Genomic DNA, 26,793 nt, shown 5'->3' with positions numbered 1-26,793 from the left:
AAAAGGGGGGGGTGTTGGGGGGTGGGGGGGGGGGGGGGGGGGGGGGGGGGGGGGTGGGGGGGGGGGGGGGGGGGGGGGGGTGGGGGGAAAACCCAAACCCCCCCCCCACGACCCCCTCGTCGAACCGTGCAAATCACCCAAGCCGGACACTGTCGCCGCAGAAAAGTCTCTTATGGACAGTTGGGAAGGTGCCTGTTCGGCGAGTCCCGCTTCTGCCGCCAACTCCGGCACGCCACGTTTGCCTTACCCCTCTATAGACAGCCGCATGCTGCGTCTCACTCAGACGGCCGACCTGCGGGGAGCGACGCGCGCGCTCGCCGCTCTCCGATGTTGCCTTCTCATGCGCGGCGCCCTCGGGGCCGGCTGTTCTGCGCGGCAACTCGGGTCAACAGCAGGTGACCGGCGGGCACGGCCCATGTCCGCAGGTGGGCGACCCCACTGGGCAGCCCTCGTCGATGCGCGACACTCTGGTGATAGTGCGCGCATTCTTCGGACTCGCCCTCGATGGCCGAGCTCTCGTCCGGCGCAATAGACGGCATCACTCGTTTGACCGCCCCGCATGGGCGGACCTGTTCGACCGGAGAATGAGCTTGATGCGGGAGCGGCCAGATCATGTCGATACGGGCTGGCCGGCGGCGTAGTGGTCGGCGTCTCCTGGCGGGGCCGGGCGTATGGTCGCCTATTCTTTTCAGGCACCGGATCGCATACTTATTCCAAGTGCTGGGAATAGCGAGATGAGGTCCACGGCCTTTCGGCAAAGAGTTGACGTAGATTCCGCCCCGAGTTCGGTCCCGCAGGCAACGGTCAGACTCTCCGGCTGTCACGTTCGCCTGTTCCTCGGCTGCCTGGTTTGTCGGTTCGCGAGGCGTGGGAAGGGAAGCTGTGCGGGAGAACACAAAAGGGAAAAGTGGGACCGACTCGAGCCTCGCCCAATTCGCTATCAGGTCGGCACGGGCAAGTCAGCCACCCGAGATAAGCGTCATCATTCTGTCTGTCGCCAAGGCTGACGATTTCGCCGTCATCGTGCGGCGGCTTTCCAAGGAGCATTCGGGGTCGCCATTGGAGATTCTCTTTGTCGATGACGGCGACGATGTGGCTGGAAATGCCGTGCTTTCCCTCGTCGCGCGGTCACGCGTCCCGATCCGGCTGATCCACCGCGCGTCCGGCGAGCGGCACGGTGGACTCGGTGGCGCGGTGCTCACCAGCCTGGTGCAGGCGCGTGGCGAGTGGCTCGTGTTGATGGACGGCGACCTTCGCTACCCGCCGGCATTGGCACTACGGCTGGCTGAGATCGGCCGATCACGGGACGTGGACGTAGTGGTCGCCAGCAGGTTCGCCAGGCAGGCCGGCGTCTCACGGCACTGGGCGTCCCTGCTGTCCACCGCGGCCGCCAAGGCCCTCTTCCCGCACCGGCTCGGCCGGCCGAGTGACCCGCTGAGCGGCTTCTTCGCCGTCCGTCGCGCCGCGCTCGACCTCGACCGGTTACGGCTGGACGGGGTCAGGACCCTGTTGGAGATCCTGGTCCGGCATCCGGGCCTGCGGGTGGCCGAGGTCCCGTTGACGGCCCAGCCACGACCGGATGGGCGCCGCCCGGTCTCGCCGCGTGCGGGCGTGGCGCTCGTGCGGCAGCTGCTCCGGCTGCGGATCGCGCCGCCAGGCCGACAGGCTCTTTCGCCGGACAACCGGCTGGTGCGGGCCGGGGCGTTCGGGTTGGTCGGGCTGTCCGGGCTGGTGGTCAACACGGCCGTGTTGTGGTTGCTGCACGACCACCTGCTGGGCCTGCACTATCTGCTGGCCGCCGTTCTGGCCACCGAGGCGTCCACGACGTGGCTGTTCGCCCTCACCGAAGTGCTCATTTACCGCGGTGCGAAATCGAGTTCGACGGCCTCTCGTGCCGTTCGGTTCTTCCTGCTCAACCACGCGTTGCTGGTGCTGCGGTTGCCGATGTTGGTCCTGCTGGTGGACGGCATCGGGCTGGGCGTGCTGTCGGCCAACGCGTTCGCCCTCGGCCTGTTGTTCCTGGTGCGGTTCGTGGTGACCGACACGGCGATCTATGGACGCGGTGAATCGCCGACGACCAGATCCGGACGCGATCCGATCCGGCTCATCGTCGACGCCGCTCCCGCCGGGGGCCCGGCGGGTGGAACTCTGAACCGCTCTTCCGGCTTGGCACGGTACCTGCCGTATCGGTACAGCATTCCGAATGTCGCGACGATCGGCTCGCAGGTGCGGCTGGCGGAACTCGACTACTTCCGTGCGCAGTGGCTCGGCAACGACACCGAGATTCAGATCCGGGTCGGTTCGGTCGGCAGCCGTCGCCCGCTGCCGCGGGCGGTGGTCACCCAGTTCGCCGGGCCGCCCGCGATCGAATACTCCGAACATCTCGGCCGGTTCGGGGCCAACTTCCGGGTTTCGTTCGGCGGCCCGATCGAGGTGGTCGTCTCCCCGAGTCTTGGCCGGTCACCCCATGTGGTCTACACGAACATCCTCGAGGCGCTGCTGCGGTTCGTCGCGGTATCGCGCGGCGTGATGCTGCTGCACTCGGCATGCGTCGAACTCGACGGTGTCGGCGCGCTGATCTCCGCGCGAACCGACACCGGCAAGACCGGCACCGTGCTCCGGCTGGTCCGCGAACGCGGTGCGAAGTTCCTTTCCGACGATATGGTCGTGCTACACGGCGATGGCCAGGTGGGCTGCTTTCCCAAGCCTCTGACGATCAGCCACCACACGTTGCGGGCGGCGCAGTCCGACGAGCTGAGCCGCGGGGAGTGGCGGCGGCTGTGGCTGCAGAGCCTGTTGCACTCCCGGCAAGGCCGTCAGCTGGGCCTGTCCCTCAGCCACCTCAACGTGCCGATCATGGGCACGAACGCGCTCACCCAGCGGATCGTGCCGCCGCCGAAGTACGCGGTGGACCGGCTGCTGCCGTGTGAGATCGCATCCGAGACCAAGGTGACCGAGCTGTTCGTGATCGAGCGGGGCCCGTATGCCATCGCCGACCTGTCGCCGGAGGACACAACGAGCACACTGCTGGCCAACACCGAGGACGCCTACCAGTTCCCGCCGTTCAGCCACTTCGCACCATCCATTGTGATCGGTGAAGACGATCATCAGGCGTTGCGGGAAAAGGAACGCGAGATCCTGTCGGCCGCTGTCCGCGAGATCAGGGCACGCTCGCTGGCCGTGCCCGACTTCAGTTGGGCGGACGAGATCCCCGGACTGCTGATCACAGGCCCGGCCGACGGGCGGCCCGAGCCGCGCCGGTCTGCGTGATGGGTGTACCGGCGACGCCGGACATGGCGGCTGGTACCGCCACCGCTCAGCGGTACCGATGGCCGGCGCGGGTGTTCTCACGCGGTGGCGTGGTGCCGGCGATGACCCTCATCTTGGGCGCAGGTGGCTTCCTGCGGGTGTGGGCGCTGGGTGAGATCGGCTTCAACAGCGACGAGGCCGTCTACGCCGGGCAGGCCGCCGCGCTGGCCGGAGACCCCGCGCTGACCGGGCTGTTCCCGATCTTCCGCGCACACCCCTTGCTGTTCCAGGTGATGCTGTCGCTCGGGTTCTCCGGTGGCATGAGCGACACCGGCGCCCGGATGCTGTCCGTCGTTTTCGGACTGTCCACAGTGGTGGCCGTGTACTTGCTCGGCAAGGTGCTGTACGGCTGGAAGACCGGGCTGGTGGCGGCGTTCTTCCTCGCGGTCATGCCCTACCACGTCGTGATCACCCGCCAGGTACTGCTCGATGGGCCTGAGACCTTCTTCGCGGTGGTCGCCCTGTACTGCGTCGCGCGGTACTGCTCCGAGCGGGCCCCCGGGTGGCTCTACTCCGCGGCCGCCGTCTTGGGGCTCACCTTGCTGACCAAGGAGAGCGCGGCGATCCTGGTGCTCGCGGTGTTCGTGTTCTTCGTGCTCAGCCGGGAGTTCCGCATCCGGCTGCGCGACCTGCTGGTCGGGCTCGCCATCCTGAGCGCGGTCGTCGTCGCGTACCCGCTGTCGCTCAGCCTGTCCGATCGTACCGGCACGGGACAGAACTACCTGGCGTGGCAACTGTTCCGGCGCGCGAACCATGGGATCACGTTCTACAGCGAGACCGTGACCCCGGCGGTCGGGCCGGCGGTGCTCGTGCTCGCGGCCGCCGGTCTTTGGCTGCTGCGCGGGCAGAACACGTGGCGGGAATGGTTGCTGGTCTGCTGGATGGCCGTACCGCTGGTGTTCTTCCATCTGTGGCCGGTGAAGGGGTACCAGTATCTGTTGCCGATCGTGCCCGCCGTCGCGGTGCTGGCGGCACGAACCGGGATCCAGGTAACCGTGCCTTGGCTTTCGGGCCGCCGTCCCGCGGCGGCCCGATGGGTCCGGGCCTTCGCGGTCGTCGCCGTCGGCGCAAGCCTGGTGGTACCGGCCTGGTCGGCCGTGAACCCGGCACCGAGCACCACGTTCCTTGCCGGTTCCGGCGGCGTGCCAGGAGGCCGGGAGGCGGGTAGGTGGATCAAGGCCGGCCTGCCCGAGGGCAGCCGGTTGATGACGATCGGACCGTCGATGGCGAACCTGGTGCGATTCTACGGCCACCGTAAGGCATTCGCACTTTCCGTGAGCCCCAACCCGTTGTCCCGCAATCCATCCTATGAACCGATCGACAACCCCGACCGGGAACTGCGCAACGGCAACCTCCAGTACGTGGTATGGGACGCGTTCTCGGCTGCCCGGGCGCCGTTCTTCAGCGAGCGGTTGATGCGTTACGTGCGCAAGTACAGCGGCGTGGCCATCCACACCGAAGCGGTCGAAGTGACCACGCCCGGCGGCCGGACCACACCGAAACCCGTGATCATCGTCTACGAGGTGCGGTCATGACCCTGCGCCTGACCAGCGTGCTGATAGTCCTCCTCATTCTCGCCGCGCCGGTGCCCTGGCCGGCCGCCGCCGAGCCGGCGCGCACCACGAGCACGCCGATCAAGCACTTCGTGACGCTCATGCAGGCCAACCACTCCTTCGACAACTACTTCGGCACCTACCCCGGCGCGGACGGCATCCCCGCCGACACGTGCATGCGGCAGCGCAAGGACAAACCGGCCGACTGCGTCCGTCCCTTCCGGCTGGGCGATCAATCGCCGGACCACCTCGATCACGGCCCGGCCACTCAGCGGGCCCAGTACGCGGACGGAAAAATGGACGGTTTCGTCTCCACGTACCGGGAAAGAGGCCTCGACGGCGCCCAGGCGATGGGCTACTACGACGCGAACGACCTCCCCTACTACTGGAACGTCGCCGACAAGTACACGCTCTTCGACCGGTTCTTCAGCTCCGCGACCACCGGCAACCGCCGCAACCGTTTCTACTGGATCGCCGGCGTGCCCACGCCCGGCGGCGGTGAACGCGTGCCGCCGGGCGGCTACGGCGACATCCCGACGATCTTCGACCGGCTCGAACAGGCCGGTGTCCCCTGGAAGTTCTACGTCGAAAACTACGACCCGAAGATCACCTTCCGCACGCCGGGCACCGGTCCGCGGGCAGGCCAGACGACCAGGGTCCCGCTGCTGAACTTCGCCCGATTCCTCGACAAGCCCACGCTGTCCGGCAAAATCGTCGACCTGAACCAGTACTACACGGACCTGCGCGCCGGCACGCTACCGGCGGTCGCCTACGTCGTGGCGTCGGGGTCGAACGAGAACCCGCCGGGCCGGGTGCAGACCGGACAAGCCTTCGTTCGCGAGATGATCGCGGGACTGGCGAAGAGCCGCTACTGGTCGAGCTCGGCGTTCATGTGGAGCTACGACAGCTGGGGCGGCTGGTACGACCACGTCTCACCACCCAAAGCGGACAGCGCGGGCCTCGGTTTCCGGGTACCCGCCCTGCTGGTCAGCGCCTACTCCCGACGTGGGCACATCGACCGGACCCAACTCGATCACACCGCGGTACTCAAATTCATCGAGGACAACTGGCGCGTCGCGCCGCTGGGCGAACGGGACGCGCGTTCGGCGGGGATCACCGGAGCGTTCGACTTCGCCTCGCCGCCCAGACCGCCCGAGTTGCTGGGCACTGATCGCGCCGCCGCACCGACGGCGTCCCACCCCGCCTCGATCGTCTACCTCACGTATGGCGGCGCCGCGGTTCTCGCGCTGCTGAGCTGCTTCACCGTCACCCCCATCGGCCGGCGGCTCGGGCACCGCCGGTCCACCAGGAGGAGGGCCGTCCGATGAGGACGATCAGAGGGATCGGCGTCACCGTGCTCGCGGCCATCATCATGGCCGGATTCCCGTCGACAGCCTCAGCGGCGCGACCGCCGTCGCGCAACGTCCTCAAAGTGATCACCGTGCCGTCGTTGCCGTCCGCGAGGTTCGCCTTGGACGGCAAGCCACTCGTGACCGATGACAAAGGCGTGGCGTACGCTACTGTGCCGCGCAACAGGGAAAAGCACCGGTTGCAGCTGCTCACACCGCACCTGGACTCACCCGGCGGGACCGCCGACTTCGTCCGGTGGGCAGGGCGCGGCGGTGCCGATCAGGGATTCACCGCATCCCTGTCCGATCTCGTGATCGGGCGCACCACACGGATCCAGGCGACGTTCCAGACCACCCGGACCGTTCGTTACGCCTTCGTCGACCAGGCTCACAGACCGGTCGCGCCGGAGCGGATCACCTCGATGACCATACGCAGTGACTCCGGTCGGCAGCTGACCGTGGAGGGCGTCAAGCCAGTCCGGCTGACCGCAGTACGGCCGGTGCTGGAAGCCGGTTCCGCGGTCGCCAAAGAGGTGACGTACTACCTGCAGAGTGTCGTGATCGACGGCACGAACGTAGTCAACGTCGGGGAGCAGCGATTGATCCCCAACCGGACCGCTGACGCCAAGTTCGTCGTTCTGCTGCGATCAGTGCGCTTCCAGATCCGCGACTGGCTCTCGGGCGACCCGATCGCCACCGGCATCGAACTGACCTATCCGGACGGCCGCACCGAGCGGCTGACAGCCGGCCAGGACGGTGACGTGGCGGTGGAGAACCTGGCCCGGGGTACCTACCAGGTGAAGGTATCCGGGGCCGGATACTCGCAGGCCCAGAAGATCACGTTGTCCCGTAGCCGGTATGTGGAGCTTCCCGTAATCACCTATCTGGACGTCGCGACGCTGACCGTCGCCGCACTGACGACGCTGACCGTACTCGTCGTGGTCGGCAGGTGGCGACTGCGCAAGCGGCCGAGGACAGTCACGTGAGGCGAATGTCCGCTGTCCTGCTCGCCGTCCTGATCGCGGTCCTGCCGCTCCCTCCGGCGGCAGCCGGCCCGCGAGCCGTACTTCCAGTGCTGGCGTACTACTACATCTGGTACACCGAGGCTTCGTGGGATCGGGCGAAGACAGATTATCCAAGTCTAAGCCGCTATTCCAGCGACGACTCCGGCGTGATGCGCCGGCACATCCGGGCAGCGAAGAGTGCCGGCATCACCGGGTTCATCGTCAGTTGGAAGTCCACTCCCGTCCTGGATCGCCGGCTGGCGACGCTGGCCGGCGTGGCCCGGGAGGAGGGCTTCACACTCTCCATCATCTACCAGGCGCTGGACTTTCACCGCAACCCGCTGCCGACCGATCGGGTGGCGGCCGACCTGGCGTGGTTCGAGGAGCGTTACGCGGCCGACCCGGTGTTCAGAGTGTTCGGCGAGCCGTTCGTGATCTGGTCGGGGACTTGGAAATTCTCGATCGAGGACATCACGCGTGCCGCCGGGCCGGTGCGCGACAGGCTGCTGGTTCTCGGCTCGGAGAAAGATCTCGCCGGCTACGAGCGCATCGCATCCGCTGTGGACGGTGACGCGTACTACTGGTCCTCCGTCGATCCCTACCGTGACACGGGTGCGGCGGCCAAACTCGCCGCTATGGGCGCGGCGGTGCATCGGCACAAGGGGCTATGGATCGCGCCGTTCGCGCCGGGGTTCGACGCACGGCGGATCGGCGGTAAGCGCGTGGTCGAGCGGCGGGACGGTGAAGCACTGCGACGTCAATACGCGGCGGCGATCAAATCCTCTCCGGACGCTCTCGGTCTGATCAGCTGGAACGAGTTCAGCGAGAACTCTCATGTCGAGCCCAGCGTCCGGTATGGCGACCGCTACCTGACCGTACTGCGGGATATCACCGGCACATCCGTGCCACGCCTGAGCCCACTGGCGGAAGACTCCAGCGGCACGGGCGCTCGGGGCGGGTTCCCGGCCGGGCCGGTCGTGGCGGGCGGCGCGCTTCTGCTGCTCGTCATCCTTGTCGTCCTGGTGCTCCGGCGCCGGTACCGGTCCGCGTGAGCGATTCAGAACCGATTCCCGAGCATCAGGCCTGAAGCGATCAAGGCCTTTGACGTTTCCCGCGCGGACATCGACCAGTACGTTTCCGTACATCTCTACGGCCATTTTGATCTGCGATAACTACCTGTGGCCGGCCCCCATCCCGGTCTCACCTGAGCTTCCCGATCTTTTCCCACCAAGTCGCGCACCGGTTCTGACGGTCCCACGCGGCTGCACAAGCACGCCCGAATGCTCGAGCTCACGACACGCTCACATGGTCCGCCAACAAATTTCAGGCTGAGGACGCTGGAGGTGCCGGTTCGATGAGGAGCAAGCACATAAGCCTGGCCGTGTCCGCAGGTGCGCTGCTGGGCGGCGGTCTCCTGCTGGTGTCAGGCGCGCCACCGCGGGCGACGCCGCCCGAAGATCTCAGCATCCACCAATGGCTCAGCGGCCGGGAGCCGCTGCAGATCGAGCTCAACAACACGCTCGTCGAGGCGCGGCAACTCGTTCAGCCATTCGCCCGGGCGACGACGATATGCCAGAAACTCGAGCGGGTATCGCAGCAGTTGCTGCACGGCAGGCGTGCGCCGCGTCCACAGCTGGGCACAGTCGCCAACATCGGCATCGCACAGTTCGCCCAGGCCGCCCAGGCTTGCCTGACCGGCGACCTTCCCCTCATGCGGCGCCAGATCGACGCCGGAACCACTCTGCGCGCGGACGCACAGGACACCCTCGACCAAATCCTGCATGGAGGTCACAGTGGCCACTAAATCCCGGATCGCGGCCACGTACGGTTCCCTTCTCGTGCTGAGCCTCACGAATGTCGTCGCCCCGTCGCACGCTCAGGCCGAGACCACCCGATTCGCCGGCGACCCAGTGGTCGTCGCGGTGGGAGACATCGCCTGCGCACCTTCCGATCCGGATTTCAACGACGGCCTCGGCACCCCTGGCCACTGCCGTATGAAGACCACATCGGACCTTGCCACGCAGATCGCCCCGGCATCCGTGTTCATGCTCGGTGACGCCCAGTACAACAGCGGTTCCCTCGCCGACTTCAACACCAGCTACGCCCGGTCGTGGGGACGGCTTAAGCCGATCACACGCCCGGCGATCGGCAACCACGAGTACGGCACGCACGGCGGCGGAGGGTACTTCAGCTACTTCGGCGACGCGGGAACCCCGCAACAGCCAGGGTGCGTGAAGCAGTGCAACGGCTGGTACAGCTTCAACGTAGGCGACTGGCACGTGGTCGTGCTGAACTCCGAATGCGCGAAGATCAGCGGCGGCACCGGATGCGCCGTCGGATCACCGCAGCAGCAATGGCTGGCCGCCGACCTCGCCGCGCATCCGGCCAAGTGCACCGCGGTACTGCAACACCGGCCACGGTGGAGTTCCAACAGCTTCGCCTACGCGGACGTGGCACCGCTGGTGGACACCATGTACCGCGGCGGCGTGGATCTCCTGCTGGCCGGACACTCCCACAGCTATGAGCGGTTTGCGCCGCAGAACCCGTCCGGGGCCCGGGACGACGCCAACGGGATCCGCCAGATCGTGGTCGGCACCGGCGGCTCGTTCTACAGTGGATTCTCCACAGTCATGCCGAACAGCGTGGTCCGCAAGTCCCAGATCTTCGGCGTCCTCAAGCTCACCCTGCGCCCCACAAGCTATGACTGGGCCTTCGTGGCGGCGCCGGAGACACCGTTCACCGACTCCGGAACGGGAACCTGCCATTGACCCGGCTGGGCAGATCAGTCCCATGACCTGACGGAGAAAGCCCGCGCCGCACGAGCAAGGGTTTTCTCCGTCTCCCGGCTTCACCCGAATTCCCTGTTGCGTGACGAAGCGGAGTCGGCTCCGGCCTCATTGCCTCACCGGTGCCGTAGCAAAGCTTGCCCATCCACAATGGACAGTACTGAACAGCGATCCTCCGCGAACGAAGACGACCATTCTTCTGTGATTGCACATCACCCCAACGCCGCCGGAGAATCCCCCTCGGCGATCAGCAGATGTGGCCTTCCGGAACCGTCCGCGGGCACCGACCACACGTCGGAATGACCTACGCCGCTGGGGATCGCATAGGCGACCGTGTGATGGTCGATCCACGCCGCCTGGTCGTCGACACTGCGTGTTTCCGCGAGCGGTGTCACGACAGATGTGGACAGGTCGAGCACTGACAGCCGCCACCCCTTCGCCGGGTCACCGTCTACCGCGGACTTGAACGCTATACGCGTTCCATCGGGTGAGAGCGACGGGCATTCGACGTTGTCCCGCACCGCGCGGACAGAGCGCGCGGCGAAATCACCCTCGACAAGATACCGGTGACCATTGGTCGACATGGTCGCGAAGAACCGATTGTCGTCCTCGGCGAAAGTGACACCCCAGAAATTCGAGTCGGCCGCCGTATAGGGCCTGCCGTGCACCGTCACCGTGTAGTCCTCCAACGTGCCCGTGAGCTCGCCGGTCGCGGTGTCCAGGATGCCAACGCGGGTGGAGAACCCACCCAAGTTGTAGGAATCGCCGGCGACGAACACCGTCCAGGTGACCATCCGGCCGCTCGGTGAAACCCTGGCACGGCTGGCCACCCCGAACAGCGGGACCTCTTGCCGCTCCTTGAGTTGCTCGTCGAGGACGGTCAGATGCGTCATGAAATCGTTGTCCGGGTGCAGGCAGATCCCGGTGCCGCCGGCGGCATGGATCCGTGTGCAGGACACCTGTGACACTACGCGTGGGCCACCGGGGTCGGCCGTGGATACAACGAACAGATGTCCGCGATCGGCATCCGCGGTGCTACGGACGAGCACTTTCGGGCCGGGGGTGAGGGTCACCGCGCCGTCTGTGCCGACGGCGGCCATGTCCCGGCTGCGGGCGGCGATCTGTCCCACGTAGACGGTGGCGGCCGCGGCAAGCGCCACTACACCGGCGACGGCGATCAGAATCCGGCTGCGGTTGTTCATCGTCGACCTTCTTTCACCGACGGGCGCGGGACGAGGAGAATCAGGGTGAAGACGATCGCGAACAGCGCCGCGCCCGCGGCCAACCCGGTCGCCATGCCCGCGCCCCAGACCTGCCAGGCAAAACCGAAGAGGACGGATGAGACGAGGTAGGCGAGCGCTTGCCCGGTTTGGATGAGCGAGATGCCGGTGGCGCGCAACGATTCCGGCAGAACCCGGCTCGCGAGCGCCATCAGCACTCCGTCAGTGGCGGCGTAGAAGGCGCCGTACAACCCGAGCGTGATCACGAGCAGCGGCCAGCCCGATACCGGGCTCACGAGCAGCAAGTAGACCACGCCCAGCGCGCCGTATCCGCAGAGCGTCACCGTGAGCCGACCGAACCGGTCGGCCACCGCACCCAGTGGCACGGCCAGCGACAGGTAAGCGAGGTTGGCGCCTACGGCGAGCAGCGGAAACCACCCCGTCGCGATTTCTTCTCTACGCTGCAACAACAAGTACACGAACCCATCACCGATGGTCGCAGTGCCGAGCACGCAGGCGGCAAGGAACAGCCGGCGTACCTCGCTGCCGCGCAAGAGAGAAAGTGCCGCACGCGGTGATACGCCGCCGACGACCGGGCGTGAGGCCTGGTGCTCGCGGACGAACAACACGAGCAAGAGCAGGCCGACCGCGGCGATGCAGAAGCCGGTGAAGAACACAGCTTTGAACGCGTCGGCGCCGGCGGACGAGCCGACCACGGCGAGTATCCCGAGCGCGACAAGCGGACCGGTGAACGCACCCGCGCCGTCCATCGCGCGGTGCACACCGAAAGCGCGGCCGAGCATGGATTCCGGCACCGACAGCGTGATCAACGCGTCACGCGGTGCCGTCCGCAGCCCTTTCCCGATCCGATCGACGGCGATGACGACGCCGATCGCGGTCGCGGAGGCGCCAGCCACGACCAAGCCCAGCTTCGCGGCCGCGGAGAGCGCGTAGCCGATGCCCGCGACGGTCTTGCGCCTACCCACACGGTCGGCGAGATAGCCACCGGCCAACCGGAGCAGCGCGGTCGCGCCGGAGTGCAAGCCGTCGACCAGCCCATAGACCGCAGGGCTCAGGTTCAGGCCGAGAACCAGGTAAACCGGCAGGATCGCGGCGACCATCTCGGCGGAGATGTCGGTGACCAGGCTGACGGTTCCCAGCGCGACGACGTTCGAACCGACCGCGCCGAACGGGTACCGGGACACTGTACCGCTGCGCCCTCGACGACCGATGCTGGACAGATACACGTGGCTCGCCCTCCTGCGTCAGGTCAGAACGGAAGAATCACTGCCGGACGTCGTCGTGACGGTTGCGAGGATGGCCACAATTCGTCGCGGAAACACGAATCCTCCCGACACCGGATACGCCGGGTCAGTCACTCCGGCCCGGCGGTGGACAGGAACCGCCTCATGCTGACCGCGAAAGAGAGACGTCTCATGCATCGTTCACGTCCAGTTCGTGATCTGGACGTAAACAAAGGAGTGCGGAAACTGATCTTGAGGCGAGTTCCGGCCAATGGCCGATAGTGGCCATGGCAAGAACGTCGCCGACCGAACTCGCGACAATAAACTGAGCGAATTTCGTGGCTTACCGGCTCTGGCGGGCGCAAGAGAGGCGACTTCGATGACCGATGCGCGCACGATCGGCAACATCTCATCCGGCCGGCTCGATGGCCGTCTGGCCGCGCTGGCCGACAGGCTGGACCGCAGCTATCCAGCGGTGTCTCCGGACACGGTGAGCCGGCTGGTGCGAGACGAGTCCGACCGCTTCGCTTGCGCGCGGGTGCGAGTGTTCGTTCACATCCTGGTCGAACGGGCGGTACGGGAACAGCTCGATCGATGGCCCACCTGTTCATGATGCCGTTCGCCGGCGGTATGGCCCACCGGCACCGGGCAAGCCGTCGCCCTGGTCCGGCACTTCGGTCGTTGGCTGCACGTGCAGAGACGCGAGCGTGGCGTCCCTGAGCGGTGTTCGGCCCGCGCTGGTTCGGTAGATCGCGATGCTCCGCACAGGTGCGTGACCACAACATTTCCCGTGCCGACGCTATCGCCGTTCGCCCGAAGTGGGTGACGTGCGGGCCGCGCCATTGGAAGCGCATGCCAAGTGGCGTCGCTCAGCTCCGCCCATCCGGCATCCGCCATGGAGCTACAGCAATTGGGTAACCCGATATTGCGTCGCTGAGCCGCTTTTCTGTGTACCCCGACTCTCGGGGCCGCAGCAACGGCCCCTTTCCCAGAGGGGGTGTTCTTAAGGCACAGTTATTGCAGGATCCCTCGGTGGCGAGAATATCAAGGCTCCGCGGTCGAGTCGCCGAGAGGATCCGCCACTCCCCGGCTGGGTTTCCATTTATTGGAGTTGTTTTTCAACCTGACAAAGGAGAATCTTGTGAAACGCATTATTTCCACACTTGCCGTAGCGGCCAGTACTGGCGCACTGATGCTCGGGGCTTCCGGCGCCGCGACCGCGGCGGAGCAGGCGGCCCAGCAGCAGGTGCCCACCGTCTACATCAGCGAGGTCGCCACCCGCGGTACCGGCCCCGCCGGGGCGGCCCAGGACTTCATCGAGATCGCGAATCCCAGCTTCGCACGGGTGCCCATCGGGGGCCTGCAGCTGCAGGCGATGGTCGGTCAGCAGATCGTGACGATGCCGATCCCAACGGGCACCGTCTTGGGGCCGCGGCAGGTGTACACGATCGCCAACGCCGCCTTCACCGGCTGTGTGCCCGACCAGGTCTTCACCGAAAACCTCTCTGGGACCAGGCCCCTCAGGCTGGTGCTGGGTACGCCAGGGGGTGCTCGTGTGGATGCCGTGGCGACTCATTCGCACCCGGCTAGGTTGTCGCTTCACCGGGTCGCGTTCACCGGGACTCCCTCCGATTTCGCCCCGGGCCCGCGGACTCCGTGCGTCCTCGACGCCAATGCTCCCTTCGTCCAGTAACGCACGGGTAACCACATAATGGAGATTTTCGCCGCTGCTTCATAGTCATCTCCTAGCTGCTCACCGGCAAAGCTCGGGGTCGCCAACGCGATCCCGGGCTTTGCTCGTAATAGCCCGGGGTGCCGGCGATCTTGTCGCGATCGGGCCGGGCAACGTCAATCGAGATCAAGTTCAGAGAACTGTGGACACGCCCGTCCGCGACACTCACGCAGCGTCGGCCCCGAACAGGGGTAAGCACGGAGTGAGCCCGTCGATGGTGACCGGAATGTTGCGGTGGCGCTCCAGTGCTCCGCGTAGCACCGGGCTTCGACGGGCTTGGCGGTGCTCGTCGGCTGTGCCGTGTGCGTGTCGCGTGCGACGGATGGTGCCGGGCCCACTTCTTCCAGCACTGCACTCTCGTGGATTCCAGGTCGATGTGGTGAGGGTGCCAAGCCGCGCCGCCCGCGAGCACGAAAGCAGAGTGTCCGCGAAGGTCAAACCCGCCCTCTTCGGGGTCCGCCCGAGGTGGTGGGCACGCCCGTTGTCGTGCGTAGCCAGGACACGGGCGGGAAGGAGATCGCACATGTTCGGCAAACGCCATGCCGTATCGATGATCAACCGCAGTGCGGAGAACCCGCAGGACAGGCGTCGATTCCTGCGTGCTGCCGGGATGACGGGTCTTGGGGTCGTCGGCGCGGGAGCTCTCGGTGGCTTGGCCGGTCCAGCGTCCGCTGCCACCCCGCGGCAGGCCGAGGGAGAAGCGGCGGCCGAGGGGGTCAGCGACGGTGCCGTGCTCAACTTCGCCCTCAACCTGGAGTACCTGGAAGCCGAGTTCTATCTCCACGCCGTCACCGGCAAGGGGCTCGCCGATTCACTGACCACCGGCACCGGGACGCGTGGTGGGGTCACCGGGGGTCGCGCGGTGCGGTTCAAAACGAAGGCCGCCCGCCAGTACGCCCAGGAGATCGCCTCCGACGAGAAGGCGCATGTGGAGTTCTTGCGCACCGCGCTCGGCTCGGCCGCGGTGAGCCGTCCGGCGATCGATCTGCAGTCCAGCTTCACCGCGGCGGCTCAGGCGGCAGGGCTGGTCAGGAAAGGGCAGAGCTTCGACGCTTTCGCCTGCGAGGAGAACTTCCTCCTCGCCGCCTACCTGTTCGAGGACGTCGGTGTCACCGCCTACAAGGGGGCGGCACCGTTGATCAGCAACAAGACCTACCTTGAGGCCGCCGCCGGCATTCTCGCCGTCGAGGCTTATCACGCCGCCAACATCCGTACCGCGCTCTACCAGCACAGCGGCGGAATTCTCGGCCTCGGCTTGCTGGGGCGTGACCTCCGGGAAGCCAGCGTCAAACTCTCCGACGCCCGCGACGGTCTCGACGGCACGACAGACCTCGACCAGGGCGTCGTCGACGGGAATGGCCGCGCGAACATCGTTCCCACCGACGGCAACGGCATCGCTTTCAGCCGGTCGCCGGGCCAGGTGCTCAACATCGTCTACCTGACTCCCAAAGCGGCGACGTCGGGCGGGTTCTTCCCCAAGGGTGTCAACGGCGACGTGAACACCAGCGCTGCCAACGGCTGACACCGTGGCAGGGCCGGGCGGGTGTCTCCGCTCGGCCCTGCCGACGACTTCGGTGAAAGCGTCGGCCGCTGTTTCACCGTTCGAAGTACATCTGCGCCGGAACCAGCGCCCACACCACTTTCCCGGATTCTTCAGGCCGTACTCCCCATTCGAGCGACAGGTGGGTGACAAGACGAAGCCCGTGATGGCCGGGACCGAATCGTTCGTCCGTTCTCGCTTTCATCCGCTCCACGTCGGGGTCGTCATCGGTCACTTCCACCAGGAGACCGCGGGACGTCCGGGTGATGCCGAGGACGCCGGGAGTGATGGTGTGCCGGTAGGCGTTGGACACCAGCTCGTCGACCACCAGCACGACCGCGCCAAGCGGTTCGTGCTCACCACGCCCGAAACCCAGGCAATTCACCACCGTCGCATGGACGCGACGTAGTTCAGGGCGGTTCGACAGCCCGAGCCTGACCTCCGCCGCCCAGGAGACTCGCTGGGTCAGCCGTTCGACTTCGAGATCGAGGTCCACCGGGAACGGCGGATCGGTTCCGTCGTCGGCTGGATCCAGCTGCCCGCTCATCTCGGCTTCCCTTCGATAGACGTCAAAGGGTTTTCGGGACAGCGAAGCTCGCGGGCGGTGCCGGACCGCGATGTCACTCGTTTGCCCGGCAAGTAACGGAAGCCGGTGCTCATCGGTTCCACTCCGCGATCGTCGCAGTGGTTCGGGCATCGCCGCCACCGAGACGAAGCCGGAGGAGATACGGGCGACCAGGCCGACGCGCCGACCCAGGACATCGCGACGGCGAACAAGAGGATCAGCAGGTAGGCCAGGACGCGCCAGCGGATGGCGAGTCCGCAGAGGCTGGTGGCGAGCAGGCTGACGACCTTCGTGGTCAGGTGGGAGGTGGTCCTGCCGATCATGATCGCGACACGCGACATCCGTCCGCTTCGATGAAGCCGAGTGGTCGATCGGGCTGTCGATGTCGAGTTGCCGCGGACGCCGTCGCGCCGGTCGATCAGCGATCGATCGCATGAAATTCATGAGAACCCTCCGTTCGCGGGGTAAACGTGACGGCCTCTGGGAACTCGTCACTGACTACCGTTGCCCACAGTCTTGCTCGGAGTGAGATGGTTCGCGTAGTGCCCGCGGCTCGTTCCGCCGGCGTGCGGCGCGTGAGCAGCGGCAACCAGGGTTGCGGTGATCGCGTCGGCTCTGGAGATCCACGGTTCGGCGTGGCTCGTTCCTTATGGCGGGGGGCCGGCCGTCGCCGTGGCCATGGAGTGAACCAGCGACGGCGACGACCGGCGGAACGCTGCCGCTACAACGTTCCCCATGCGGCAGATGGTGCTCGTTCTGCCGCGTGGCTGTGGTCCACAGGCCTCAGTGGCCACTGTGGACGTAGAGGAAGGGGCCGCCGCGGCTTCGGAGGTCACAAAAGCTGCGGCGGCCGTTGTGGCCGGGCCATCGACTGGGGGTCGGTGATGGCCCGGACGAGTGTCAGTTCTTGTTGGTGCCAGGTGTGAGCACCTTGTCGATGACGAAAACGGTGGCGTTCTTGGTGGGGATGTTGCCGCACAGGATCTTCGCGCCGTTGACGGTCATGTTCTCGCCGGTGCCTTCGATTTTCACGGGGCCGCCGGCCGTGTTGAGGGATTCCACCGAACCGGCGGTCGCGAGGCCCTTGGCGTCGTAACGCTTGCCGACGACGTGGTACTGCAGGATCGGGGCCAGCTCGTCCGGCTTGCCGGCCAGCTCGTTGAACTTGGCGTCACCCAGTGCCTGGAAGGCGGGGTCCGCCGGGGCGAACACGGTGATGGCCTGCTGGCTGTTGAGCGTGTCGACCAGGTTGGTGGCCTTCACCGCGGCGACCAGCTTGGTCAGCAGCGGGTTGGTCGAGGCGGCGCTGGCGACCGGCTGCGGGCCCATCGAGTCCAGCGAACCCGGGGCACTGCCCTGCGGAAGCTGCGAACAGGCCGGGCCGAATACGTCGGCGTTGGTGGTCACACCGTCGGGTGAACCGGTCGAGCCGGAGCTGGACATCGGGGCCGACGAGGACGGGGCGGGCGCGGGGGTGCTGGCATTTCCGGACGAAGCGTTGTCGTCACCGCTGCACGCGGAGAGCGCCAGTGCGGCGACCGCGGTGAAACCGATACCTGCGACGCGAATCTTGTTCACGAAAACCACTCCATTGCTTGAGGCGGCAAAGTCTTGTCCACTGTGGACGACTCGTTTCGTCTTCTCGCAAAGTGATTCGTGGCGGCCGGTGACGCGGATTGGTCGTTCGCCGATCTTTCTCAGGCGGCGGTGAACGGCACGTTGTGCCGGCCGGTCGCACCGTCGGGAACGGTGCCCGCGCCGGGTGTACCGGATTTGTCGGTGGCGCGGCAGAACACTTGGTGAACGCCGGTGGGCACCTCCACTTCGGTCCACCACATCCGCCACGTGTTCGGATCGGCCTCCTTCGACAGGTTCTGGCCACCCGGACCTCGACCTTCTCGCATCCGGGGTGGCCGGCGCGGGTCCCGAGGGTGGCGAGGTTCGCGCGCCGGCGTGGTGAGTCCGCCGATCGACGCACTCTCTGTTGTGACGGCGACCGTGGGCAGGTGCCCCGAAAGCATGGTGTTCGAGACAAAGGCGCCTGGCTCTTCGTGGCGCCATCGTCCATTCATGCTTTTATGGACCGGGCTGGCGGTAGGCGAAGCCGGAACGCGAATTCTGTCGCTCGCGGGGTAAGGCTCAGGCTGCGCTGGTTGGCGAGTTGCGCCGCGCATCTTGGTGTGATAGAAAACCTTTCGGTGTTGATCATCTGGGGATTTCTTGCTGGGGGCGACCTCTGTGGCGAATCTGATCAGCGCCTCGACGAAGTATCACTTAAGCGGTCAGGAGTATGTGAACTTGAAGCGTGCTTTGAAGAACCTGGTGATCGGGACGGGAGTCGTCGCGGTGATGACCCTCTCGCTGGGTGGCGTGGCAAGCGCGAAAGAGGCAGGCGACTACTACGGCCCGTTCGCAACCGAAGGGGAGTGCGAAAGCGCCAGGGTTCTGTTCAACTACAGTGACCCTTGCTACTGGTCGCTCCAGAACGGCGGCAGTTGGTGGTTTTACGGCGGTTTCTAAACGCCTCTAAGTACCCGAAGACCCCTTCTCTCGGATGAGCCGAGAGAAGGGGTCTTGTGCTACTCGGGCCTCGCAGGAGATCGCAAGACGAGACAAGAGTCTTCGTATTCCGATCTCGCAGGCCAAAACGATATTCATTTCTCGCGTCGGTGGCGCCACTGGACACGATCTGGCGGTCGCGGGCCGGCGACCCGGCTACAGCGTCCCTGCGAACACGACCGTGCCGTTGGCGTCACGCGCTTGAATGCGGACCCCTTGCGGGAACGGGTCATTCACCTCTTTCGGTACGAAGACCACGAAGGTCCCGTCGACCACATCGGTTGTCGAGGTCAGTCCGGCGCCGAAGTCACAGGTCACCGTCACCGCCGTCGCCGGCAGCCGCGTCCCGGCGAACGGCGTCCGGGAGTTGCCCCGGTCACCACCGTCTTCCACGCCACCCAGGGGCTGCATCGGGATATTCCGGGGCTGCTCCGGCGGGATCTCGAAATGGTCTTGGTAGACACGCATCTTCATCCGACCGGGACGCCGCGGGTCCGGAACCGTCGTGCACGCCAGACTCCGGTCGCCCAAACGGCCGAGAACGACCTGATAGCCGTCCTTGTCCAGCAGCGCGCCCGGCCTGTAGCCCGCCACGTCGGAGATGGCGTCCACCGCGCCGGACAGACATTCGCCCAGCGCACGTCCCGCGGGCGAGGTCCGGTCGGCCGGGGCGATCGGGCGATCGACGGCCGAAAGCAGCGGCGCCGGAGCCGGTGGCAGGCTCGTAGTCGTCGCTCGGGCGGCCTCGTAAACGGTCAGTTGCGTCTTCGCGGGGTCGGTCCAGGAGAACGAGACGAACTGATGTGACAGAGGCGAAGCTTCCACGGAGTCCCCGCCGCCGGAATCCTCGGCCTGGAATGCGAGACCCGCACCCGGCCAGGCCGGATCCAGCACCCCGCCGATCAGCCCGGTCGAGCTCTGCAGGAGCAGCCCGGTGCGGGTGCCCGGCACATACGCGGGGGCGGCGTTCGGGTCGGACACGGTCACGGTGGTCAGCGTCGTCTCGCAGAACATCGGCTTGCCCGCCGCCGTCGCGGCGACGACCGAAACGTCCAGCATGACGTCCGTGAACAAGGGAATCCATTCCTCGCGCGGGGGCACACGGTCCGTCTTGCCCGCGGCTCGCACCGCGGCCCAGCAGCGGTCGAGCGACGACGTCGCCAGCCCGACGTCCAGGTTGAGCCCGCCGGCGGCAGGCTCGGGGCCGGGGTCCGCGCCCTGGTGACGGAGCAGCTGCGTCGCGGCGGCGACGCCGGACGCGACGAGAACGACCGCCGCGGCGGCGGCGTACCAGACGCGCGCCGTCCGCCGCGGCTTCGCGATCCCCTCGTGGACGGCCGATCGCATCCGGGCGCGGACCTCGTCCGGCATCGCCTGGCGAGGCGGGTACACGGGTTCGCCGCTCATTTCTCCTCCAGCAACGTACGCAGCCGGGCTCGTCCCCGGGAAAGATGGGCGCGGACGGTGACCTCGGCGATGCCCAGCAACTCCGCGGCGTCAGCGATGCTCACCTCGGCGGCCAGGCAGAGTTCGACGACTTCGCGCTGCGATTTCGGCAGCGACCGGACGGCTTCGGCGACTTGCCCCAGCCGGCGCTGGCCGTCGATCTTCTCGGCCACCGAATCGGCGTGGTCGGATACGGCGGGCTGTGCCGGGATCTTCCCGAGGAGCCGCAGCCGGCGACGAGCACCGCGGTGCTCGTCACGGGCGACATTGGCCGCGACCGTGTAGAGCCACGGCAGGGCGCTGTCCCGCACCAGGGTCACCTCGGCCCGCCGCCGCCAGGCGATGAGGAACGTCGTGGACGCCAGATCCTCGGCGCTGCTCCACGAACCGGTCAGGCGATACGTGTAGTTCCACAGAGCCTCGGCGTGCCGCTCGAACAGCTCACTGAACGCCCCCTCGTCGCCGCCGGCCGCGCGGGCCCACAGTTCCCGGTCACCGGTCTTTTCCACCGGTACCCCCACCTCGCTCGCGAGACTGCTCACGCCCTGGTTGTGGCCGGCACCGGCCGAACGTTGCGCGCAACTTTCCGGGTCGGAGGAGCCATATCAAGCCATGATCATGGAACAGGTCCGGACGACGGACAACCAGGCGACGTCCTGGCGGATGCCCCTGTCCGTAGCGGTGCTCTCGGCGGTGGTGTTCCTGCTCGCCCGGCCGCATTTGATCGACGACACGTTCATCACGCTGGCGTACGCGCGCAACGTCGCCTTCCACGGCCACTGGGGCCTGCTCGCCGACGCGACGTCGAACACCGCGACGTCGCCGGCGAACGTGCTCATCCTGGCGGCCCTGACCATCTTCGTCCGCGACGCCGTCTTCGCCGCCGGAGCGCTGTTCGTGCTGTGCCAGGTCCTTCTCGCCCTGGCGTTGCGCAGACTCGGCGCGGCGGCCGGGCTGTCGCCCCGGTTCCCCGCCCTGACACTCGCCGCGCTGACCGCGAACCCGCTTCTGCTCTCGTCGATCGGGCTCGAGGTCACCCTCGGCGCGGCGGTCCTGGGCTGGCTCACCGTGTTCGCCGTCGAAAAGAACCCATTCGCCTTCGGTCTGACAGCCGGCGTGCTCGCCCTGGTCCGGCTGGACCTGATCGTGTTCGCGGTGGTGCTCGCCGTCTTCCTCCGTCCCGGCACGGGACGCGCCCTGCTCGGCGCCGGGCTGATCACGCTGCCGTGGTTCGGCTTCAGCTGGGTGGTTCTCGGCGCGGCGGTACCGGACACCGTCGTGATCAAGACTCTCCAAGGCGCGCGACACGCTTGGGGCGCCTGGAACTTCGGCAACGGCCCGCTGTTCTACGCGCGGACTTCGCCGGTGATGGCCGTGCTGGCGTTCCTTCCCGCCGTCCTCGCGGTCCTCGCCGTGGCGACACTGGCCGTCCGGCTGCGCACGATCCCCGCCGGGCTGCGGCCGTTCGTGCTGCTCGCCCTCGGCGGTCTGCTCTACCACCTCGGCTACGTGTTGCTGGCGGTCCCGCCCTACCACTGGTACTACGGCCCCGGCCTCACCGCGGCGACCGTTGTCGTCTGTGCCGTAGCGGTTTCCCACCGGATCATGGTCCGCGGGGTGCTCGCGCTGATCGTCGCCGGTCTGATCGCGTACGCGGCTGCAGGACTTCCCCGCACGTACGCGCCGTTCACGTCGAACTACACGTCGAGCGCGCAGTACGCCCGTATCGGAGCGGAACTGGGAACGCTCGCCGGAGGCCGGATCGTCGGCAGCGCGGGCGAAATCGGCGTCCTCGCCTACAGTTGCGGCTGCCCGGTCGTCGACGTCTTCTCCGACCGTGGCCTGCTGCCTGCCGCGATCGAGGCGCGAGGCGAGGAGAACCGCTGGATCCGCGCGATACTCCGCGTGAACTACGCCTTCTTCGACTTCGACGTCCGGCCACGCCGTCCCGAACTCGTGCTGCGCCGGCTGGCGGCCCCGCCGCCGGACGCGCTCGCGCACTGGACGCTCGACGCGCCGACTCTCGGGAAGCAGGAGCTGTACCTGGTGCCGAACAAGGAGTGAAAGCCCGGCGGACCCTGGGTCAGGCGTTCGGGACCGCCGCTTCCCGCGCCGGGCGGATCCGGCTCAGCTGCAGGAGACTGAAACCGAACAGCAGGACCCCGAGCGGGACGTGGACCGCGGTCACGTGCGCGATCCCGAGGAACACCTGTACCAGCGTGAGCCCGAGGAACACGGCCGCCGGCAGGATCGGCTCGGGGGAGCCGCCGCCCGGCCGCCACACGAGGATCGCGGTGAGCACGTGCAGCGTCGCGACGATGAACAGCGTGTAGGACGTGGCGCTGTGCAGTGCGTGGCCGCTCGGCACGGTCAGCAGGAGACCGGCGGAGATGGGGGTGAGGAAGACGGCCAGGGTCTGCACGGCGATCGCGACGCGCAACGGGGTCGGCATGGGAACTCCTTCGGGGGGAAGTGTCACCACGTCGACGAGGTAGCCACCGGAAACGTGACACAACCTGGTGGCCGGGGAACGGCTGAGCCTGCCGCTTGACATGCAGCCACTTAGCTGCCTAATCTGCAAAGGCAGCCAAGCGGCTGCATATCAGGGAGAGCGGCATGGACGAGGTCTTCAAGGCATTGGCGGACCCCAGTCGTCGCCGGTTGCTCGACGACCTGAACGCCCGCAACGGGCAGACCCTGCGTGAGCTGTGCGCGGGACTGGACATGGCGCGGCAGTCGGTCAGCAAGCATCTGGGTGTCCTGGAAGCGGCCAATCTGGTGACCACGGTGCGCCGTGGCCGCGAGAAGTTGCACTACGTGAACGCGGAGCCGATCAACGCGATCGCCGAGCGCTGGATCGACCGCTACCACCAGGGCCGCATCGACGCGCTCGCCGACCTCAAGAAGGCATTGGAGCAGGAACCCATGAGCACCGACGAATTCGTGTACACGAGCTACATCAGGACGACGCCGGAGCGGCTTTGGCGGGCACTCACCGATCCGGCCTTCACCAAGCGGTACTGGGGTTGTGAGTTCACCTCGGACTGGAAGCCCGGGTCGGCGATGGCCTGGGAGCAGCTCGGCGTGAAGCTGGAGGACCCCGGACAGGTCGTCCTCGAATCCGATCCGTACCGGCGGCTGTCCTACACGTGGCACACCTTCACGCCGGAGTTCGCGAAGTCGGTGGGGCTCGACGACGACGTGTCGGCGAAGCTCCAGGCCGAATCGCGGTCGAAGGTCACCTTCGATCTCGAACCCGTCGGCGACACGGTGAAACTGACCGTGGTGCACGACGGTTTCGACCCGGGCAGCACCGCGTTGGAGATGGTCAAGGGCGGCTGGCCGTCGATCCTGTCGAGCCTCAAGACGTTGCTCGAGACCGGTGAGCCACTGCCCGATCCCGCGTAACCGGGTCGACGTCGCCGGGGTGATCGGGCACGATGCGCAGCGTGCCCCTGGAGATCGCCTGTGACGAGTCCGGGTCCGAGGGCGAGAAACTGATCGGCGGGGAGACCGACGTGTTCGCGCACGCGGGGGTCCGGCTGAGTCTCGAAGAGGCCGCCGCCTGCCTGGTCGAACTGCGGCGAAGGATCCGTTCGCCGGCGGTCGAGTACAAGGCGAACCATCTCCTCCGGACGAAACACCGGCGAGTCCTCGAATGGTTCCTCGGGCCGCTCGGCCCGGTCCGCGGGCGAGCCCACGTGTACCTCGTGGACAAGAAGCGGCTGCTGGCGAACGAACTGCGCGCGCTCGCCGGGCCGGAGATCCGGCCGGACGACGAACTCCTCGCCGCGTTCAACGACGTGCTGCGGGCCAGGAATCGCGGGGATCCGGCGGCGGGGTCGTTCTTCGCAATGGCCGGGGACACCGCGGAATTGAGGGTGAAGGTCGCCGCGGCACGTGACGCCAAGATCCTCGATCCGCTGGTGCCCGCGATCCTGCGCGCCGTCGAATACTGGAGCGAGGGCGGGGAGCAGGTCTTCCTCGTCCACGACGAACAACCGTCGCTCAAAGGGGACCGGCTCGCCCGGATCGAGTCGAGCCCGGGATTGGCCGGGGTGAGGTTCGTGGATTCACGGACCGATCCGCGGGTGCAGGCCGCCGATTTCCTGGCCGGTGTCGCCCGCCGGATCGCCGAGGACGCATTGAACGGGAACGGCGACGAGGTATTGACCGGATTGCTGGCGCCGTATGTCGATTCGGCGTCCCTTTGGCACTGATTCACTCCATGGCACAGCGAATCGCTCGGGTGGACGGTTGCCCGGCGCGGCAGCGGGCTGGAAACGTCGGAACGGATCCGACATCGGCCCGGGAGGCGCTCGCAGATGCAGGCTTTCACCTTGCCCGAGTTCTACGTGCCGCATCCGGCCAGGATGAATCCGCACCTCGAAGCGGCGCGGGCGCACAGTATGGCCTGGGCGAGGCGAATGGGGATGCTCGATTCACCCTCGCCGTCCGGTGACGTCGTCTGGACCGAACAGGCACTGGCGAAAATGGACTACGCGCTGCTCTGCGCGCACACCCATCCGGACTGTGACGGGCCGTCCCTCGATCTGGTCACGGACTGGTACGTGTGGGTGTTCTTCTTCGACGACGATTTCCTCGCGCAATTCAAGTACACCCGGAACATCGAGGGTGCGAAGGCTTATCTGGACCGCCTGGAACTGTTCATGACCGGGCCGGGGGAAACATCGCCGGAGCCTGCGAATCCCGCCGAGGCCGGGCTCGAAGACCTTTGGGGGCGCACCATTCCCTCGATGTCGGAGGCCTGGCGACGGCGTTTCGTCACCAGTACGCACAACCTGATGGTCGAATCGCTCTGGGAACTGGACAACATCGACCGCGGCCGGATCGCGAACCCCATCGAATACGTCCAGATGCGTCGCCGGGTCGGCGGCGCGCCGTGGTCGGCGAACCTCATCGAGTACGCCGTCGGGGCCGAAGTGCCGGCCGAGATCGCGGCGACCAGGCCGATGGAGGTCCTGCGCGACACGTTCGCCGACGCCGTCCACCTTCGCAACGATCTCTTTTCCTACCAACGCGAAGTGCGCGAAGAGGGGGAGAATTCGAACGCGGTCCTCGTCTTCGAGAAATTCCTCGATTGCCCGACGCAGGAGGCCGCCGATCTCACCAACGACCTGCTGACCTCGCGGCTGCAGCAGTTCGAGAACACCGCGCTGGTCGAGGTGCCCGCGCTGCTGGCCGAACGCGACGTCTCGCTGTCCGAGCAGATCGCGGTCGGCCTTTACGTCAAAGGCCTGCAGGATTGGCAGTCCGGCGGACACGAATGGCACGTGCGGTCGAGCCGGTACATGAACGAGGGCGTGACCGAGCCGACGGGGCTCTCGCCGAACCGGCTGGGGCTGGTCCAGCGGGTGCGGCAGCAGGCGCCCCCGCCGTTCGCGAAGGTCGGGCAGCTGCCCCTGCCGGAATTCCGCATGCCGTACCCCGTGCGCACCAGCCCCCACCTCGCCGCCGCCCGCGCGTACGGGCCGGGCTGGGCGCGCGAGATGGGGATGTTCGACGAGGGGGTCTGGGACGAGCGCCGGTATCTCGGCATCGACCTGGCGCACTGCGCCGCGATGATCGACGCGGACGCGGACTTCGAACGGCTGAAGCTGTCGACCGACTGGCTCACTTGGGGCACCTACGGCGACGACTACTTCCCTCTGGTCTTCGGTGCGAAACGCGACGTGATCGCCGCGAAACTGTGCAGTGACCGGCTTTCCTTGTTCATGCCGCTCGGCGGCGAGCCGATGCCGCAGCCGTCGAACCCGGTCGAGCGAGGCCTCGCGGATCTGTGGGGCCGCACCGCCGGACCGCTGACCCCGCACGGGCGGGCGGAGTTCCGGCGGGCGGTCGAGAGCATGACCGCGAGCTGGGTGTGGGAGGTGGGGAACCAAGCGCAGAACCGCGTCCCCGACCCGGTCGACTACGTGGAGACGCGGCGGCGGACGTTCGGCTCCGACCTGACGAAGAGCCTCGCGCTCCTCGAACTCGGCGACGTCGTGCCGCCGGAGCTCTTCCAGAACCGCGTGCTGTCCGAACTCGACACCGCGGCACAGGACTACGCGGCGTTCGCCAACGACCTGTTCTCGTACCAGAAGGAGATCGAGTACGAGGGCGAGGTGCACAACCTCGTGTACGTGGTCGAACGGTTTCTGGCGGTGGACCGGATCGAGGCCCGCGACATCGCCGCCCGGCTGATGAACGCGCGGTTGGACCAGTTCGAGCAGCTCGACGGCGAGGGCCTGCCGCGGATGTGCGACGACCTCGGGCTCGGCGACGACGTCCGCACGGCGCTGACCGGGTACGCGGACCACCTCAAGGACTGGATGGCCGGAATCCTGGAATGGCACCGGAAATGCGTGCGATACATGCCGGTGGAGCTGGAGCGCGCCCGCACTCCCGAACCGCCGTCGTTCTCGCGCGTGCCGAGCGGGATCGGCATGTCGGCCTGGCGGATCGGGAGCGGGGCGCGGTGAG

Annotated in this window: 24 protein-coding genes; 15 read left to right on the top strand and 9 right to left on the bottom strand. The window is 67.1% G+C overall.

Translation table 11 applies throughout. The features are described 5' to 3' along the window. Window positions 1–867 precede the first annotated feature (867 nt). The 7 genes from AC069I_RS15375 (at window position 868) to AC069I_RS15345 (ending at window position 9,983) form a co-directional block, all read left to right on the top strand. On the top strand, window positions 868–3,270 hold the full coding sequence (locus AC069I_RS15375) for a GtrA family protein (RefSeq protein WP_478265659.1): 2,403 nt from the start codon (window positions 868–870) through the stop codon (window positions 3,268–3,270). 101 nt (window positions 3,271–3,371) lie between these two features. Beyond that, the gene (locus tag AC069I_RS15370; protein ID WP_478265658.1) at window positions 3,372–4,844 is read left to right on the top strand and encodes an ArnT family glycosyltransferase; all 1,473 of its coding nucleotides are present in this window, start codon (window positions 3,372–3,374) and stop codon (window positions 4,842–4,844) included. Then, window positions 4,841–6,190 carry an alkaline phosphatase family protein gene (locus AC069I_RS15365; protein ID WP_478230421.1) on the top strand — a complete coding sequence of 450 codons (1,350 nt, stop codon included), beginning with the start codon at window positions 4,841–4,843 and terminating at the stop codon, window positions 6,188–6,190. Before AC069I_RS15370 ends, AC069I_RS15365 begins: the two co-directional genes overlap by 4 nt. Next, window positions 6,187–7,197, top strand: a complete 1,011-nt coding sequence (locus tag AC069I_RS15360; RefSeq protein ID WP_478230422.1) for a hypothetical protein — start codon at window positions 6,187–6,189, stop codon at window positions 7,195–7,197. The genes AC069I_RS15365 and AC069I_RS15360 overlap by 4 nt, the downstream gene beginning before the upstream one ends. 5 nt (window positions 7,198–7,202) lie before the next feature. After that, window positions 7,203–8,267, top strand: coding sequence for a glycoside hydrolase family 71/99 protein (locus AC069I_RS15355; RefSeq protein WP_478230423.1), 1,065 nt, complete (start codon window positions 7,203–7,205; stop codon window positions 8,265–8,267). 302 nt (window positions 8,268–8,569) lie between these two features. Beyond that, window positions 8,570–9,019 carry a hypothetical protein gene (locus AC069I_RS15350; RefSeq protein WP_478230424.1) on the top strand — a complete coding sequence of 150 codons (450 nt, stop codon included), beginning with the start codon at window positions 8,570–8,572 and terminating at the stop codon, window positions 9,017–9,019. After that, window positions 9,009–9,983: a metallophosphoesterase gene (locus AC069I_RS15345; RefSeq protein ID WP_478230425.1), complete on the top strand. Its 975-nt coding sequence runs from the start codon at window positions 9,009–9,011 to the stop codon at window positions 9,981–9,983. Before AC069I_RS15350 ends, AC069I_RS15345 begins: the two co-directional genes overlap by 11 nt. Before the next feature lie 230 nt (window positions 9,984–10,213). Here the strand turns inward: AC069I_RS15345 and AC069I_RS15340 are convergent, their stop codons facing one another. Together AC069I_RS15340 and AC069I_RS15335 are read right to left on the bottom strand one after the other, a co-directional pair. Continuing rightward, window positions 10,214–11,203, bottom strand: coding sequence for a TolB family protein (locus AC069I_RS15340; protein WP_478230426.1), 990 nt, complete (start codon window positions 11,201–11,203; stop codon window positions 10,214–10,216). Then, a complete protein-coding gene (locus AC069I_RS15335; RefSeq protein ID WP_478265657.1) occupies window positions 11,200–12,468 on the bottom strand; it encodes an MFS transporter in 1,269 nt (422 codons plus the stop codon). The genes AC069I_RS15340 and AC069I_RS15335 overlap by 4 nt, the downstream gene beginning before the upstream one ends. 268 nt (window positions 12,469–12,736) lie before the next feature. On the opposite strand from AC069I_RS15335, the gene AC069I_RS15330 reads away from it, so the two are divergent. The 3 genes from AC069I_RS15330 to AC069I_RS15320 all read left to right on the top strand — a co-directional run bounded on the left by AC069I_RS15330 (window position 12,737) and on the right by AC069I_RS15320 (window position 15,719). Beyond that, window positions 12,737–13,078 (top strand): three-helix bundle dimerization domain-containing protein, encoded by a 342-nt coding sequence (locus tag AC069I_RS15330; protein ID WP_478234100.1) that lies wholly within the window; start codon window positions 12,737–12,739, stop codon window positions 13,076–13,078. A 579-nt stretch (window positions 13,079–13,657) separates the two neighbouring features. Further along, a complete protein-coding gene (locus AC069I_RS15325; protein ID WP_478265656.1) occupies window positions 13,658–14,158 on the top strand; it encodes a lamin tail domain-containing protein in 501 nt (166 codons plus the stop codon). 562 nt (window positions 14,159–14,720) lie between these two features. Further along, entirely contained in the window at window positions 14,721–15,719 is a 999-nt protein-coding gene (locus AC069I_RS15320; protein WP_478230430.1) for a ferritin-like domain-containing protein, read from the top strand. Between the two features lie 73 nt (window positions 15,720–15,792). Here AC069I_RS15320 and AC069I_RS15315 read toward each other — a convergent pair whose 3' ends face one another. From AC069I_RS15315 to AC069I_RS15300, 4 genes are all read right to left on the bottom strand, one after another. Then, on the bottom strand, window positions 15,793–16,284 hold the full coding sequence (locus tag AC069I_RS15315; protein WP_478230431.1) for an ATP-binding protein: 492 nt from the start codon (window positions 16,282–16,284) through the stop codon (window positions 15,793–15,795). After that, window positions 16,281–16,643 carry a hypothetical protein gene (locus tag AC069I_RS15310; RefSeq protein ID WP_478230432.1) on the bottom strand — a complete coding sequence of 121 codons (363 nt, stop codon included), beginning with the start codon at window positions 16,641–16,643 and terminating at the stop codon, window positions 16,281–16,283. Before AC069I_RS15310 ends, AC069I_RS15315 begins: the two co-directional genes overlap by 4 nt. Window positions 16,644–17,202: 559 nt before the next feature. Beyond that, entirely contained in the window at window positions 17,203–17,880 is a 678-nt protein-coding gene (locus tag AC069I_RS15305) for a fasciclin domain-containing protein (protein WP_478230433.1), read from the bottom strand. Window positions 17,881–17,999: 119 nt separating this feature from the next. Continuing rightward, the gene (locus AC069I_RS15300; RefSeq protein WP_478230434.1) at window positions 18,000–18,206 is read right to left on the bottom strand and encodes a hypothetical protein; all 207 of its coding nucleotides are present in this window, start codon (window positions 18,204–18,206) and stop codon (window positions 18,000–18,002) included. Window positions 18,207–18,540: 334 nt separating this feature from the next. Here AC069I_RS15300 and AC069I_RS15295 point away from each other — a divergent pair, with 334 nt between their 5' ends. Beyond that, window positions 18,541–18,822 carry a hypothetical protein gene (locus AC069I_RS15295; RefSeq protein WP_478265655.1) on the top strand — a complete coding sequence of 94 codons (282 nt, stop codon included), beginning with the start codon at window positions 18,541–18,543 and terminating at the stop codon, window positions 18,820–18,822. Between the two features lie 195 nt (window positions 18,823–19,017). Here the strand turns inward: AC069I_RS15295 and AC069I_RS15290 are convergent, their stop codons facing one another. Then, window positions 19,018–20,268: a hypothetical protein gene (locus AC069I_RS15290; protein ID WP_478230436.1), complete on the bottom strand. Its 1,251-nt coding sequence runs from the start codon at window positions 20,266–20,268 to the stop codon at window positions 19,018–19,020. Further along, complete coding sequence (locus AC069I_RS15285) at window positions 20,265–20,849, bottom strand: RNA polymerase sigma factor (RefSeq protein ID WP_478234092.1); 585 nt, start codon at window positions 20,847–20,849, stop codon at window positions 20,265–20,267. The genes AC069I_RS15290 and AC069I_RS15285 overlap by 4 nt, the downstream gene beginning before the upstream one ends. A 70-nt stretch (window positions 20,850–20,919) precedes the next feature. Here AC069I_RS15285 and AC069I_RS15280 point away from each other — a divergent pair, with 70 nt between their 5' ends. Beyond that, entirely contained in the window at window positions 20,920–22,371 is a 1,452-nt protein-coding gene (locus AC069I_RS15280; RefSeq protein ID WP_478230438.1) for a hypothetical protein, read from the top strand. Between the two features lie 19 nt (window positions 22,372–22,390). Here AC069I_RS15280 and AC069I_RS15275 read toward each other — a convergent pair whose 3' ends face one another. After that, window positions 22,391–22,759, bottom strand: a complete 369-nt coding sequence (locus AC069I_RS15275) for a hypothetical protein (protein ID WP_478230439.1) — start codon at window positions 22,757–22,759, stop codon at window positions 22,391–22,393. A 164-nt stretch (window positions 22,760–22,923) separates the two neighbouring features. On the opposite strand from AC069I_RS15275, the gene AC069I_RS15270 reads away from it, so the two are divergent. The 3 genes from AC069I_RS15270 to AC069I_RS15260 all read left to right on the top strand — a co-directional run bounded on the left by AC069I_RS15270 (window position 22,924) and on the right by AC069I_RS15260 (window position 26,792). Further along, window positions 22,924–23,715, top strand: coding sequence for an ArsR/SmtB family transcription factor (locus AC069I_RS15270; protein WP_478265654.1), 792 nt, complete (start codon window positions 22,924–22,926; stop codon window positions 23,713–23,715). 32 nt (window positions 23,716–23,747) lie between these two features. Further along, window positions 23,748–24,527 (top strand): DUF3800 domain-containing protein, encoded by a 780-nt coding sequence (locus tag AC069I_RS15265; protein ID WP_478265653.1) that lies wholly within the window; start codon window positions 23,748–23,750, stop codon window positions 24,525–24,527. Window positions 24,528–24,632: 105 nt separating this feature from the next. After that, entirely contained in the window at window positions 24,633–26,792 is a 2,160-nt protein-coding gene (locus tag AC069I_RS15260; protein ID WP_478230442.1) for a terpene synthase family protein, read from the top strand. Window position 26,793 lies beyond the last annotated feature (1 nt).

The organism is Amycolatopsis sp. NPDC043885 (genome assembly GCF_056435685.1).
Note: the sequence above shows the minus strand (reverse complement) of the source record. Positions and strands in the feature narration are given on the sequence as shown.

Excerpts from the sequence above, each read along its gene's own strand:
- AC069I_RS15370 (WP_478265658.1), top strand. The coding sequence starts at position 3,372 with ATGACCCTCATCTTGGGCGCAGGTGGCTTCCTGCGGGTGTGGGCGCTG.
- AC069I_RS15365 (WP_478230421.1), top strand. The coding sequence starts at position 4,841 with ATGACCCTGCGCCTGACCAGCGTGCTGATAGTCCTCCTCATTCTCGCC.
- AC069I_RS15360 (WP_478230422.1), top strand. The coding sequence starts at position 6,187 with ATGAGGACGATCAGAGGGATCGGCGTCACCGTGCTCGCGGCCATCATC.
- AC069I_RS15355 (WP_478230423.1), top strand. The coding sequence starts at position 7,203 with ATGTCCGCTGTCCTGCTCGCCGTCCTGATCGCGGTCCTGCCGCTCCCT.
- AC069I_RS15350 (WP_478230424.1), top strand. The coding sequence starts at position 8,570 with ATGAGGAGCAAGCACATAAGCCTGGCCGTGTCCGCAGGTGCGCTGCTG.
- AC069I_RS15340 (WP_478230426.1), bottom strand. The coding sequence starts at position 11,203 with ATGAACAACCGCAGCCGGATTCTGATCGCCGTCGCCGGTGTAGTGGCG.
- AC069I_RS15330 (WP_478234100.1), top strand. The coding sequence starts at position 12,737 with ATGGCCGATAGTGGCCATGGCAAGAACGTCGCCGACCGAACTCGCGAC.
- AC069I_RS15325 (WP_478265656.1), top strand. The coding sequence starts at position 13,658 with ATGCTCGGGGCTTCCGGCGCCGCGACCGCGGCGGAGCAGGCGGCCCAG.
- AC069I_RS15320 (WP_478230430.1), top strand. The coding sequence starts at position 14,721 with ATGTTCGGCAAACGCCATGCCGTATCGATGATCAACCGCAGTGCGGAG.
- AC069I_RS15315 (WP_478230431.1), bottom strand. The coding sequence starts at position 16,284 with ATGAGCGGGCAGCTGGATCCAGCCGACGACGGAACCGATCCGCCGTTC.
- AC069I_RS15310 (WP_478230432.1), bottom strand. The coding sequence starts at position 16,643 with ATGTCGCGTGTCGCGATCATGATCGGCAGGACCACCTCCCACCTGACC.
- AC069I_RS15300 (WP_478230434.1), bottom strand. The coding sequence starts at position 18,206 with ATGCGAGAAGGTCGAGGTCCGGGTGGCCAGAACCTGTCGAAGGAGGCC.
- AC069I_RS15290 (WP_478230436.1), bottom strand. The coding sequence starts at position 20,268 with ATGAGCGGCGAACCCGTGTACCCGCCTCGCCAGGCGATGCCGGACGAG.
- AC069I_RS15280 (WP_478230438.1), top strand. The coding sequence starts at position 20,920 with ATGATCATGGAACAGGTCCGGACGACGGACAACCAGGCGACGTCCTGG.
- AC069I_RS15275 (WP_478230439.1), bottom strand. The coding sequence starts at position 22,759 with ATGCCGACCCCGTTGCGCGTCGCGATCGCCGTGCAGACCCTGGCCGTC.
- AC069I_RS15270 (WP_478265654.1), top strand. The coding sequence starts at position 22,924 with ATGGACGAGGTCTTCAAGGCATTGGCGGACCCCAGTCGTCGCCGGTTG.
- AC069I_RS15265 (WP_478265653.1), top strand. The coding sequence starts at position 23,748 with ATGCGCAGCGTGCCCCTGGAGATCGCCTGTGACGAGTCCGGGTCCGAG.
- AC069I_RS15260 (WP_478230442.1), top strand. The coding sequence starts at position 24,633 with ATGCAGGCTTTCACCTTGCCCGAGTTCTACGTGCCGCATCCGGCCAGG.